We start from the raw sequence: 12,491 nt of genomic DNA, 5'->3' as shown, positions 1-12,491 counted from the left end.
GCCGCGATCATGCTCGCCACCGTGCCGATCTGCTCGGCGCCCTCGGCGAGGTCGCGCACGATCGCGTCGGTGCGCTGCGCCTCCGTCGCCGCCTGGGCGGTCATGGCCGAGGAGCGCGCCATCTGGCCGGAGATCTCCCGGATGGTGGTCGACATCTCCTCAGTCGCCGCGGCCACGGTCTGGACGCTGGCCGAGGTCTCCTGCGCGGCCTCGGCGACCTGGGCCGAGCGTGCGCTGGTCCGGGCGGCGCTCTGGGCCATCGCGGCGGCGTTGCTCTGCATCTGCGTGGCGGCCGAGGAGAGGCCCTGCATCAGGCTCCCGGCATTGCCCTCGAACTGCCGGGTCAGGGCGTCGAGGGCCTGGGCCCGCTCGATCTTGGCTTCGGCGTCCCGGGCAGCCGCCACGTCCATCTCGCCCTTGGCGACCAGGGCCTGACGGAACACCTCCACGGCCTCGGCCATCCGGCCGATCTCGTCGCCGCGCTCCGTATCGGAGACCGGGCTCGCGATGTCGCCCTCGGCCAGGGTCCGCATCCGCCGCTGGAGACGGCCGAGCGGCCGGGTGATGCTGCGCCCGATCAGCAGAGAGACCAGCACCGAGACGCCGACGATACCGACGAGCAGGCCCAGCACCGTGAACGCCAACGATCGGAAGGCTGCCGTGATGTCGTCGGTATAGGCCCCGGTGACGATGAAGATGTCCCAGGGCGCGAAGCGGCTCGCCACGGACACCTTCGGGAAGACGCCCTCCCGTCCGGGCCGCAGATACTCGTATTCCAGCATCGCCGTCGTGGAAGATCTCAGGCGATCGATGAACGCGCGGATGATCGGCACGCCGTTGATCGTGAGATCCAGCTGGTTCTTGCCGACATCCTTCCGGTTCGGCGCGGCGACGGCCACGCCGTCCATCGTGTAGATCGCGATGTAGTTGGTTCCGCCGCTGTAGCGCATCGCCATGGTCGCCTCGGCCAGTTCGGACAGGGCCGCTTGCTTCGTCAGGGTGCCGGCCTTGACCCGTTCGTCGAGGGTCTGGGCGTGCGATTGGACAAGCTCGACCATGGCGCGCAGAGATTGGACACGCTCATCGAGCATTTCACGATAATATAGTTTCAGACCGACGCCGCCGATCAATGCAATGATGCAACACGTCAGCAGCGTTTGCAGCGAGAGCTTACGTGATAAGGTTAAATTCTTGAGCGAGATGTGCATAGTAATCTCAACTTACCGGGTCAACGGGCCGATATAATTCACCGCCCGGACAGAACTCAAGTTTTCTCTTTGGAAAGTGTATCGACGTGTTAAAATAACTTATATATCAATATATAAGACTCACACACGGCTTATTAAATGTTATGGAAAAAATCACGTAATAGACGGATCAAAGATTATTGTAGTACATGTTGTTGTTAAATATGACAATTTAGGTACAGTGCATCAAATCCATCTCAGCGATGCCTGGCAGATCTGCGATCGCGAGTGGCTATAGAAGCGTCTGCATAGATCCGGTGGCAGTGAGGATCCGGGTTTCCAAAGGGCTCGCAGCCCTTTGCCGGGTTGTCAGGGCGGAGCCCTGACGAAGAAGCGGGCTCCGCCCGCACCCGCAAACGGTCCCGGACCTTTTGAAACCCCATTCGACCCAGGATCGACCGGTCCGGCTCAGCCGGACCGGTTTTTTCCATGCCCGCAGGTCAGGCGGCCCGGACCCGGTCGAGGAAGTCGGTGATCTCCGCGGAGAGCCGCCCGGACTTCTGCGACAGCTCGGCCGCCGCGCCCAGCACCTGCTCGGCCACCGCGCCGGATTCCTGGGCGGCGGTCGAGACCTCGGCGATGTTGCCCGTCACCATGGTGGTGCCGTCCGCCGCCTGCGCGACGCTGCGCACGATCTCCCCGGTGGTCGCTTCCTGCTCCTCGATCGCGGCCGCGACGCTCGTGGCCAGCGTGTTGACCTCGTCGACGGTGCGGCCGATCTCCTGGATCGCCTCGACCGCCTGACGGGTCGAGGCCTGCACGGCGCCGACCCGGGTCGCGATCTCCGCCGTCGCCTGCGCGGTCTGGTTGGCGAGTTCCTTCACCTCGGACGCGACCACCGCGAAGCCGCGCCCGGCCTCGCCGGCCCGGGCCGCCTCGATCGTCGCGTTGAGCGCCAGCAGGTTGGTCTGGCTGGCGATCGCCGCGATCATGCTCGCCACCGTGCCGATCTGCTCGGCGCCCTCGGCGAGGTCGCGCACGATCGCGTCGGTGCGCTGCGCCTCCGTCGCCGCCTGCGCGGTCATGGCCGAGGACCGCGCCATCTGGCCGGAAATCTCCCGGATGGTGGTCGACATCTCCTCGGTCGCCGCGGCCACGGTCTGCACGCTGGCCGAGGTCTCCTGCGCGGCCTCGGCGACCTGGGCCGAGCGCGCGCTGGTCCGGGCCGCGCTCTGCGCCATTGTGGCGGCGTTGCTCTGCATCTGCGTGGCGGCCGAGGTCAGGCCCTGCATCAGGCTCCCGGCATTGCCTTCGAACTGCCGGGTCAGGGCGTCGAGGGCCTGGGCCCGCTCGATCTTGGCCTCGGCATCCCGGGCGGCGGCCACGTCCATCTCGCCCTTGGCGACCAGAGCCTGACGGAACACCTCTACGGTGCTGGCCATCCGGCCGACCTCGTCCCACCGGTCGGTATCGGAGACCGGGCTCGCGATGTCGCCCTCGGCCAGGGTCTGCATCCGCCGGTGGAGGCGGCCGAGCGGCCGGGTGATGCTGCGCACGACCAGAACGGAGCCGACCACCGAGATGCCGATGATACCGACGAGCAGACCCAGCACCGTGATCGCCACCGACCGGAAGGCTGCCGTGATGTCGTCGGTATAGGCCCCGGTGGTGATGACGATATCCCAGGGCTTGAACCGGGCCGAGAATGCGATCTTCGGAAACACGCCGTCCCGCCCGGGACGGGGGAAGTCGTATCTGGCCACAAGGGTATCGGACGCCTTCACGCCATCGACGACCAGACGCGTGGTCTTCAAACCGTTGACCTCGAAATCGATCCGGTTCTTGCCGACGATCGAGCGGTCGGGCACGGCGACGGCCACGCCGTCCATCGTGTAGATCGAGATGTAGTTGGATCCGCCATCGTAGCGCATCGCCATGGTCGATTCGGCCAGCTCCGTCAGGGCGGCCTCCTTGGTCATGGCGCCTGACTTGACGCGCTCCTCAAGGGTCTGGGCATGAGACATGACCAACTCGACGATAGAACGTAGAGATTGAATCCGAACGGCGATCATCTCTTGATAATAAAAATACAGGCCTCCGGCGCCAATCAAGCCGATCAATAAGATCGGCGACAGAGCCATGATGGCGATGCGACGCGACAGACTCAGCCGCAGGAGAGAAGACTTCATATCAACTCAGACCCAGATTGTGCCTGGATCTTTTATAATACACAGCCGATGCTGGGCTCAAGACTCAAATTGAATAAGACGATATTCGTATAGTACAAAAGATTATATATTTATGCATGAATAGAGATCTGATTTTTTAATAAATGACTTAAAGGATTTTGGCGGCCGACAATCATAACTTCTGCGCGAGTATTTTGATCAATTATCAAATGTGATGGGATCGCACGGCCAAGGCCGGCGCCCGCATCGCCCCGAGCTCGCCGCGAAGCAGCGCAAGCGCTCCGTCGGTGAATCATCTGGCACGGGGGCGGCCGGCGTTCGGGATGATGCCAGGAGGGGGGCGGGCGAGGGGCTTGGGGAGAGCCTGTCTTTCCATGGAGTTGCGGCGACCTCAGTCGTTTCAGCACCGACTCCTGTCATTTCGGGACGCCACTTCACGGTCCCGGAATGACAGGGCGGTTGCTAGAGCCGCGGCGCAAAGACCCAACGTTTGCGGCAAGCGGAGCAGTCCCGGTCAAACACTTTGAAAGGGCTGGGCGTCCTTTGAAATTCCAACTCCGCTCCCAGCAAACCGGCGGAGATCAGCCCCCGCGGAGGGCCTCCAGCACCTTGCCGCCGGGGCGGCCCGTGGGATTCATGCCGAGCTTGCGCTCCACGTCCTTGATCGCGTCGCGCGTCTTCTGGCCGACCTTGCCGTCCGGCTCGCCGACATCGTAGCCGCGGGCGGCGAGGCGCGTCTGGAGATCACGCCGCTCGGCCCGGGACAGGGGCGGATCGTCCGTGGGCCAAGCGGCCTGGACGCCGGCCTTGCCGCGCAGACGGTCGGACAGGACCGCGATGGCGAGCCCGTAGGATTCGGCGGCGTTGTACGAGTAGATCGCGTCGAAGTTCTTGGTCACCAGGAAGGCCGGTCCGTCCAGGCCGGCGGGCGCGATGATGCCGGCCGGGCCTTCGCCCGCGAGCGGGCGGCCGTCCACCCGGGTCACGCCGAGGGAGGCCCAATGGGCGATCGGCTTCTTGTTCTTGCGCCCGGCGGCGGCGACGCTGAAGCTGCGGGGCAGCTTCACCTCGTAGCCCCAGACCTGACCGTTCTGCCACTTGGCCACGTGCAGGAAGTTGGCGGTGGAGCCGACCGCGTCGGCCACCGAATCGACCACGTCGCGCCGCCCGTCGCCGTCGCCGTCGACCGCGAGCCGGTGATAGGTGGTCGGCATGAACTGGGTCTGGCCGAAGGCGCCGGCCCAGGAGCCGGTGAGCCGCTCCGGTGCGATGTCGCCGCGCTCGATGATCCGCAGGGTGGCGATCAGCTCGGACCGGAAGAAGTCCCGGCGGCGGTTGTTTGAGCAGGCCAGCGTCGCCAGCGACTGCACCAGCGGCATCTTGCCGAGGTTCTTGCCGAAATTCGATTCGACGCCCCAGACCGCCGCGATCGTGTAGCGATCGACCCCGTAGCGCGATTCGGCCTGGGCCAGGGCGGATGCGTTCTGCCGCATGGCCGCGCGCCCGTCCTCGACCCGCTCGTCATCCACGAGCGCCGCCATGTAGTCCCAGATCGGTGTCTTGAACTCGGGCTGCGCCTGCGAGAGCTCGATCACCTTGTCGTCGTAGCTGATGCCGCGAGTGGCCGCCTGGAAGGTCTGGGCCGACACCCCGGCCGCCGCCGCCTGCCCCTGGATCCCGGCGAGGCAGGAGTCGAAATCGGCCCGCGCCGGCCCCGCAACGAGGCCCGCGAGCAGACCGAACCCGAGCGCGACGCCCGATCCGAGGGGGTGATTCCGCATCCTGGCGTTCCCGTTCGACATCCGTTGTATGGGCGTCGAATCAGGCAATACCAGGGTTAAGGACCGGTTAGGTTTGGCGGGAAGATCCGTCTTCGCGGCCGACTCGACAGGCTCCATCGGTCCCCGGCGGGGGCCCATCCGAGGCATGGCCCCCTCGTCGGCTTCGTGGGTGGGCTCGAACGACCGACCCTTTCGAGGCCCATCCCGGCGGTGCATCGCCCAAAAGCGCTCCGCCGCCTTCGCGGAGCGGCCGAAGGACGGGCTGAAGCCGCGCCTGCCTTGCCGAACCCTCAGTAATATTGATATTCATGCGTATCGATAGATATTCGCACGATCGACCTCGATTTGTCGGATATCTATGAATACAAACATTAACACAATTACAGAAATCAACATGCCAATACATCAGTTCAACCGGATCTATCAGCGGATAATGATCGCCTCCAAGACACAAATTTCAAGAGTCTCGACGACGATTGATTAATCTCCGTCCGACCATATGGGTGAGAATGATTCTCATCGAGTCGGGAGGAACACGCATTATGCGCCTATCGGATCTCTCCATCGCGAAAAAGGTCGTCGGCGCATTCTCAATACTTATTTTCATTGCGCTCGGAACCGGGGCGATCAACTATCGAAAACTCTCCTTCATCCAGACATCGATCGGATGGTCCGAGCACACCTACGATGTGCTCAACGTGAACGCCTCCCTGATCACCATGCTGGTCGATCGCGAGACCGGTTTGCGCGGCTATCTGGTGGCGGGCGATCCGGTGTTCCTGGCCCCCTACCAGAGCGGCGCCAAGGGCTTCGACGCCGCCCTTCAGCGGTTGCGGACGCTCACATCCGACAACCCGGAGCAGCAGACCCGCATCGCCGGGATCGAGACGCTGGCCAAGCGGTGGCAATCGGAGATCGCCGAGCCCGAGATCGCCCTGATGGGTCAGCCGGGTAAGCAGGCCGAGGCCCGGGCGCGAGAGGCCAGCGGCGCTGGCAAGACGATCATGGACGGGATCCGGGCCCAGGTCGCGGACATCGAGGCGCGCGAGCGCGCCCTGCTCGCCAGCCGCCAGACCGACGCCGCAGAGGCCTTTTCGACCTCCTACCTGGCGACGCTGGTCTCCCTCGTCGCGCTTCTGGCCGCGGCCATCGCGGGTGCCATCCTGCTGACCCGGCTGATCGCCGTCCCGACGCGCGCGATGACGCAGGTCATGGGTGAGTTGTCCCGCGACAATCTTGACGTGGCGGTTCCGAGCAGCGAACGCCGCGACGAGATCGGCCGGATGGCCGCGGCGGTCGAGGTGTTCAAGCAGGCGCTGATCGCCAAGCGCGCCGGCGACGTGGCGGCCGCCCAGGAAGCCGACGCGAAGACCCGCCGCGCCGCCCATCTCGACGCGGTGGTGCACCGCTTCGAGACCGAGGTGTCCGGATTGACCCAAGCGCTGGCGGGCGCCGCCACGGAACTCGAGGCGACCGCGCAGTCGATGACCGGCATCGCCGAAGAGACCGACGCGCAGGCGCAGACGGTAGCAGGCGCCGCCGAGCAGGCCTCCTCGAACGTGCAGACCGTGGCCGCCGCCACGGAGGAGTTGTCGATCTCGATCCAGGAGATCAACAGCCAGGTCACCCGGGCGGCCCAGGCCGCGAGCGCGGCCTCGGACGAGGCGATCCAGACCGACGGCGCCGTGCAGGTTCTGGCCGAGAGTGCCGAGAAGATCGGCAGCGTGATCGCCCTGATCTCGCAGATCGCCGGGCAGACGAACCTGCTGGCGCTCAACGCCACCATCGAGGCAGCCCGGGCCGGCGAGGCCGGGCGCGGCTTCGCGGTGGTGGCGAGCGAGGTCAAGGAACTCGCCGGCCAGACCACCCGCGCCACGGAGGAGATCGGCGCGCAGATCGGCGCGATCCAGACGGCGACCAGCCACGCGGTCTCGGCGATCCGGTCGATCGCCCGCATCGTCGGCGAGATCGCCACCAGCTCGACCGCGATCGCGGCCGCGATCGAGGAGCAGGGTGCGGCGACCCAGGAGATCGCCCGCAACGTGCAGCAGGCTTCTTCCGGGACGGACCGGGTCACCGGCAACATCGTCGAGGTCCAGCGCGCCGCCGGCGAGACGGGCTCCGCGGCCTCTCAGGTCCTCGACGCGGCCCAGGGTCTCTCGCAGAACTCGAACGACCTCAGCCGCGCCGTCGCCACCTTCCTGGCGGACGTGAAGGCGGCCTGAGCGGCGTGCGCCGACGGGTCCAGGGGCCCTTCCGGGTCGTCGTCGGCCACGGAGCCCTGCGGAAGCGGTGGGACGGCGCGGGATGACCATCCCAGTCGACACCAAGCCCAGCCGCATCGTCCGAGATCCGCTTCGGTGGACCTCGGATAATGCGTCACCAGGGCGGCTGATCCGGGGCCGCCTGTGGCGCGGGCCAGGGCCGTCGATGCCGCCCTCAGGCCAGGCGCCTCGCCGTTTGACAACGAATTATTGCTTCGCGATAATTTTGATCGTCGAAGCGAGTCACCTCCTGCCCATGCCGAACGTCGTCCCCCTGCCTGCCGCGCCGGCTGAACCTTCGGACGCGTCGCACCCGGCGCTCCGCCGCTACGGGTATAACCTGGCTTGGCTGCTGACGATCGCCCTGGGCCTGACGGTGCTGTTCTCGATCGCTGTGCTGGCCTGCGGCGTCCTCGCCGGCGACGCGTGGCTCTGGCTCGCACCGGGGGCCGCCTTCCTGGGTCCGCCGCCGGCCGATACTCCGGGCCTCGTGCCCTTCGACGCGCTGCCCCGGGCGACGCGCTGGGCCTATGCCGCGACCTTCATCCTCGACACCCTCCCGGTGATCCTGATCCTCGCCGAGGCGCGCGCCTGCGCCCGGGCTTTCGGTGCCGGGATCGCCTTCGGGACGGCGGCGCCGATCCGGATGCGCCGGATCGCCCTTGGCCTGGCGGCCTACGCTGTCGCGCCAGTTCTGGGACACGGTCTCGTCCTGCTGGCCGGGCACGGCGTCGACCTGGCCTGGCTCCATGCCTCGTCGCTGCAGGCCCTGGTGCTGGCGGCCTGCCTTGCGGTCCTCGCCGAAGTCGCGCGGATCGGGCACGCCCTCGCGCGCGACCTCGACGGGTTCGTCTGATGCCGATCGTCGTGCGCCTCGACGTGATGCTCGCCAAGCGCAAGCGCCGCTCGAAGGATCTGGCCCAGGCCATCGGCATCACCGAGGCGAACCTCTCGCTGCTGAAATCCGGCAAGGTGCAGGGCGTCCGCTTCGCGACCCTGGACGCGATCTGCCGGGAGCTCGACTGCCAGCCCGGCGACCTGCTGGAATACCTGCCCGATCACGCGACCGAGCGCTCGCGCCGCGCCGGTTGAGGCCCATCGATCTCCCACATCGCACCGCCGTTCCGCGGATCGGAGACCCATGCCGTGTCGCGTCGCTCTCTGCGCCTATTCGTCTGCGGGTTGGCCACCCTTCTGCCCGTAGCCTGCACCACGCCCACCGGCCTGGACGGCCCAGCGGCCGTGGTGTCCGACGCGGCGACGACCCGCATCCCGATCGTCTACGGCTCTCAGCGCCCTCTGGTCGAACTGGTCTTTGCCAGGGCGGACGGGCGCGAACGGCGCGTGCTGGCCTGGCTCAACATGGGCGCCCCGGCGACTGTCCTATCGAAAGACCTCTATCGCGAACTCGGCGTGGGGACGGGGCGCGACCTCGCATTCCGGATCGGCGCGATCGGGATCACCGTGCCCGCAGCCTCCGTGACCGACGGTCCCGGAGAGCTGGACGGCCGGGATCTGTTCGACCTGCTGTTCGCCCCGCGCCGGGTCGAGGCTGTGCTGCCGGCGAGCGTCCTGCGCCGCTTCGCGATCGTGCTCGATCCGGCATCCCGGACCCTGACCCTGGCCCCGCCGGGAACCCTGAAGCCCACGGGCGTCCCGGTTCCGATCCGGGTCGATCCGGCGAGCGGGATCGCCACGGTGGAGGCCCGGGCCGGCGAGACGGTCCTGCCGCTCGTGCTCGATGCAGGCGCGCCCTATACGTGGTTGCGGGGCAGCACGGTCGGCGAACTCCTGCGCTTGCATCCCGACTGGTACCGCGCCGACGGCGCAGTCGGACGCAGCAACCTCGCCATGGCCGATCTCGGCCTGGAGCGGGGCGGCACGCTGGTGCGGCTGCCCGACCTCGCCCTCGGTGACCTCGTCCTGCCGGCGATGGGCGCCTTCGGCAAGGGGCCGATGCTCGGGCCTCTCGGCGACGCGCTCGTCGGCGAGATGTTTTGGGACTTGTGGCAGAGGCCGGCGCCGATCCCGGTCGTGGGCTGGCTCGGCGCGAACGTGCTTTCGGATTTCCGGCTGACTATCGATTACGCCGCCGGCCTGAGCACTTGGCAGCGCCAGCGGCCCGCGGACCCGCACGACCTCGACGGAATCGGCCTGACCCTGGTGCGCAGCGGCGACGCTTACGCGGTGGGTCGGGTCGCCGAACGGAACGGGCAGCGCCTCGTCGCGGGTGTCGAGCCCGGTGACCGCCTCGTGGCGGTCGATGGCCGCCCGCTCCGGGGCGCGGCGCCCGAATTCGTCTGGGACGCGCTCCGGGGCCGGCCCGGCGCGGTTCGGCGCCTCGATCTTGAGCGCGACGGCCGCCCTCTTCAGGTCGAGGCGCCCGCCGTGCCGTTTTGAGATCCGGCCCGACCGATCAGGCCCATTCCCGCGCGGCGAGCTTCTGCTCGTAGGCGTCGATCGCCGCGCCGCGCTGGAGGGTGAGGCCGATCTCGTCGAGGCCGTTCAGCAGGCTGTGCTTGCGGGCGCTGTCGATCTCGAAATTCAGGGTGCCGCCATCCGGGCCCTTGATGGTCTGGGCCGCCAGATCCACCGAAAGGGTCGCGTTCGAGCCGCGCTCGGCATCTTCGAAGAGTTTTTCGAGATCCTCCGGCGAGACCGTGATCGCCAGGATGCCGTTCTTCGCGCAATTGTTGAAGAAGATGTCGGCGAAGCTCGTGGAGATCACGCAGCGGATGCCGAAATCGGTGAGCGCCCAGGGGGCGTGCTCCCGGGACGAGCCGCAACCGAAATTATCGCCGCAGACTAGGATCTTCGCGTTCCGGTAGGCCGGCTTGTTGAGTACGAAATCCGGGTTCTCCGAGCCGTCGTCCTTGTAGCGCATCTCGGCGAACAGGCCCTGCCCGAGGCCGGTGCGCTTGATCGTCTTCAGGTACTGCTTGGGGATGATCCGGTCGGTATCGACGTTGATGATCCGCATGGGCGCCGCGACGCCCTCCAGCGTGGTGAATTTTTCCATCGTCTGAGGCTCTTGGAGGCTGGGTCTGGGGCCGGTTTAGCAGTCTCGGGGGCGGCCCGGAAGCGTCAGGCCAGATCCCCGGCCTCGGCGCGCCGCAGGGTGCCGTCGTGGAGCGCGGAGGCGACCAGCGCCCCGGCGATCCCGGCCGCGCGCAGAGCCCGCAAATCGTCCGGCCCGCGCACGCCGCCGGCGGCGTAGACCCGGCGGCCCGGTGCCCGCAGAGCCTGGAGGGCGTCGAGATCGGGACCGGCCCCGGCGCCGACCCGGGCCAGCGTCATCGCGATCACATCCGGCGGCCAGAGCGAGGGATCGTCGTGCAGCGCCGCCGGGCCGAGGCGCTCGGCACCGCGCGTGTCGAGGGACAGGACGGCGCGCGCGCCGAGATCGGCGACGAGCCGGGTATCCGTCTGGCTCTCGCTGCCGATCACCGGCCGCCCGAGGCCGGCGGCGAGGAACCCTGCGACGCCCGCCGATTCGCAAAACCCCGCATCGACCCACAGGCCGATTCCTGGGCAGGCCCGGGCGATGGCCTCCAGCGCCGCCAGATTCGGCCCGGCCCCGTCCATGATCGCGTCGAGATCCGCGACGTACAGCGTCCGGGCCGGCCACACGTCGAGCAGTCCGCGCGCCACGGCGGTGGGTTCGGAGCCCTTTGCCAAGGGCGTCTCGATCGGGGCATAGGAGGAGCGCTCGCCCCGTCGCGCCCGCACCACGCGGCCGCCGCGCAGGTCGAGCACCGGGATCACCGCGAAGCCGGGGCGCCCGTTTCCATCGTTCAGTGAGGCGTTCGTCGCGGTCATATGCGCATGCCAGGGGGAAAGACGATCGGGTGGGACCTCGGCGGGGTCCACGTCAAGGCCGCTCTGGTCGAGGACGGCCGGGTGGTCGCGGCGGCCCAGGTCCCGTGCCCGCTCTGGCAGGGGGTCGGGGCCCTCGACGGATCCCTGGCGGCGCTGCCCGACTGGGCCCGGGGCGAGGCCCGGCACGCCGTGACCATGACGGGGGAGCTCACCGATTGCTTCGCCGACCGGCGCGAAGGCGTGGCGGCGCTCTCGGGCTGGGCGGACACGCACCTGTCCGGCACCGTGCGGATCTATGCCGGCCGCTCCGGCCTCGTCGCTCCGGGGGCGGCCGCGGGGGTATCCGCGGACGTGGCCTCGGCCAATTGGCACGCCACCGCGGCCCTGGCCGGCCGGCACACCCCGGACGCGCTGCTCGTCGATATCGGCTCCACCACCGCCGACCTGATCCCGATCGTCGCCGGACGCCCGGCCGCCACCGGCTACAGCGATGCCGAGCGGCTGGAGACGGGGGAGCTGGTCTATACCGGGATCGTCCGCACGCCGGTGATCGCGCTCGCCGACCACGCCCCGTTCGCAGGCCGCCGAACCCGACTGATGACCGAGACCTTCGCCCATATGGCGGACGTGTACCGGATCCTGGGCCTGCTCCCCGAGGGGGCCGACCAACAGGCCAGCGGCGACCGCAAGGGCAAGTCGATCCCCGAGAGCGAGACCCGGCTCGCCCGGATTGTCGGGCGCGACCGGGGGGAGGGCACGCCTGAGGCCTGGGCGCTGCTCGCGGCCTACTTCGCAGAGGCGCAGTTGCGGCTGCTGCACGACGCCGCCGCCACGCTGCTCAGCCGGCCCGACCTGGCGGCCAACGCGCCCCTCGTCGTCTGCGGCGCGGGCGCCTTCCTGGGGCCGCGCCTGGCGGAGCGGCTGGGGCGCGAGGCCGTCCGGCTCGTGAGCCTGCTGCACGACCGGATCGCCGGCGATCCCGACTGGATCTCCACCTGCGGGCCGGCCGTCGCCGTCGGCCTCATCGCCTCGGAGGATGCATTCGCATGAGCGCCATCAAGATCCTGGCCCGGGTTCTGACGAGTCGGGTCGGGCCACATATCGAGCTGGCCGTGGAGACCGAAACCGGCGAGGTCCTGAAGGTGCTCGCCACCGAGGACCAGATCGACCGCCTCGTGGACGAACTGGAAGACATGCTGAATTCGCCCGCCGAGCCGGATGACGGGGAGCCCCCGGAGGCGGCCTGAGCGG

Annotated in this window: 11 protein-coding genes; 6 read left to right on the top strand and 5 right to left on the bottom strand. The window is 68.1% G+C overall.

Translation table 11 applies throughout. The features are described from left to right. The 3 genes from BM228_RS12520 to BM228_RS12510 form a co-directional block, all read right to left on the bottom strand. Positions 1-1,058, bottom strand: a 1,058-nt coding sequence (locus tag BM228_RS12520; protein ID WP_244537126.1) for a cache domain-containing protein, incomplete at its 3' end; no start/stop codon positions are given. A gap of 629 nt (positions 1,059-1,687) precedes the next feature. After that, complete coding sequence (locus BM228_RS12515) at positions 1,688-3,259, bottom strand: methyl-accepting chemotaxis protein (RefSeq protein WP_280142330.1); 1,572 nt, start codon at positions 3,257-3,259, stop codon at positions 1,688-1,690. Positions 3,260-3,957: 698 nt separating this feature from the next. Continuing rightward, a complete protein-coding gene (locus tag BM228_RS12510) occupies positions 3,958-5,157 on the bottom strand; it encodes a lytic murein transglycosylase (protein WP_092040606.1) in 1,200 nt (399 codons plus the stop codon). 542 nt (positions 5,158-5,699) lie between these two features. Between BM228_RS12510 and BM228_RS12505 the strand changes: the two genes are divergently transcribed. The 4 genes from BM228_RS12505 (at position 5,700) to BM228_RS12490 (ending at position 9,821) form a co-directional block, all read left to right on the top strand. Further along, positions 5,700-7,382 carry a methyl-accepting chemotaxis protein gene (locus BM228_RS12505; protein ID WP_092040604.1) on the top strand — a complete coding sequence of 561 codons (1,683 nt, stop codon included), beginning with the start codon at positions 5,700-5,702 and terminating at the stop codon, positions 7,380-7,382. A gap of 295 nt (positions 7,383-7,677) precedes the next feature. Beyond that, positions 7,678-8,277: a hypothetical protein gene (locus BM228_RS12500; protein ID WP_244537121.1), complete on the top strand. Its 600-nt coding sequence runs from the start codon at positions 7,678-7,680 to the stop codon at positions 8,275-8,277. Then, positions 8,277-8,513 (top strand): helix-turn-helix domain-containing protein, encoded by a 237-nt coding sequence (locus tag BM228_RS12495; protein WP_092040602.1) that lies wholly within the window; start codon positions 8,277-8,279, stop codon positions 8,511-8,513. Before BM228_RS12500 ends, BM228_RS12495 begins: the two co-directional genes overlap by 1 nt. 54 nt (positions 8,514-8,567) lie before the next feature. After that, positions 8,568-9,821, top strand: coding sequence for a S41 family peptidase (locus tag BM228_RS12490; protein ID WP_092040600.1), 1,254 nt, complete (start codon positions 8,568-8,570; stop codon positions 9,819-9,821). Between the two features lie 16 nt (positions 9,822-9,837). Here the strand turns inward: BM228_RS12490 and leuD are convergent, their stop codons facing one another. Beyond that, the gene (gene leuD, locus BM228_RS12485; RefSeq protein WP_092040598.1) at positions 9,838-10,440 is read right to left on the bottom strand and encodes a 3-isopropylmalate dehydratase small subunit; all 603 of its coding nucleotides are present in this window, start codon (positions 10,438-10,440) and stop codon (positions 9,838-9,840) included. A 65-nt stretch (positions 10,441-10,505) separates the two neighbouring features. Then, a complete protein-coding gene (locus tag BM228_RS12480) occupies positions 10,506-11,240 on the bottom strand; it encodes a HisA/HisF-related TIM barrel protein (RefSeq protein WP_092040596.1) in 735 nt (244 codons plus the stop codon). 6 nt (positions 11,241-11,246) lie between these two features. Between BM228_RS12480 and BM228_RS12475 the strand changes: the two genes are divergently transcribed. Further along, positions 11,247-12,290: a hydantoinase/oxoprolinase family protein gene (locus BM228_RS12475; RefSeq protein WP_425284936.1), complete on the top strand. Its 1,044-nt coding sequence runs from the start codon at positions 11,247-11,249 to the stop codon at positions 12,288-12,290. Beyond that, positions 12,287-12,487, top strand: a complete 201-nt coding sequence (locus BM228_RS12470) for a hypothetical protein (RefSeq protein ID WP_092040591.1) — start codon at positions 12,287-12,289, stop codon at positions 12,485-12,487. The genes BM228_RS12475 and BM228_RS12470 overlap by 4 nt, the downstream gene beginning before the upstream one ends. Positions 12,488-12,491: the final 4 nt, after the last annotated feature.

The organism is Methylobacterium pseudosasicola (genome assembly GCF_900114535.1).
Lineage (GTDB): Bacteria > Pseudomonadota > Alphaproteobacteria > Rhizobiales > Beijerinckiaceae > Methylobacterium > Methylobacterium pseudosasicola.
The sequence above is the reverse complement of the archived record's forward strand: the minus strand, read 5'-3'. Positions and strand labels throughout refer to the sequence as shown.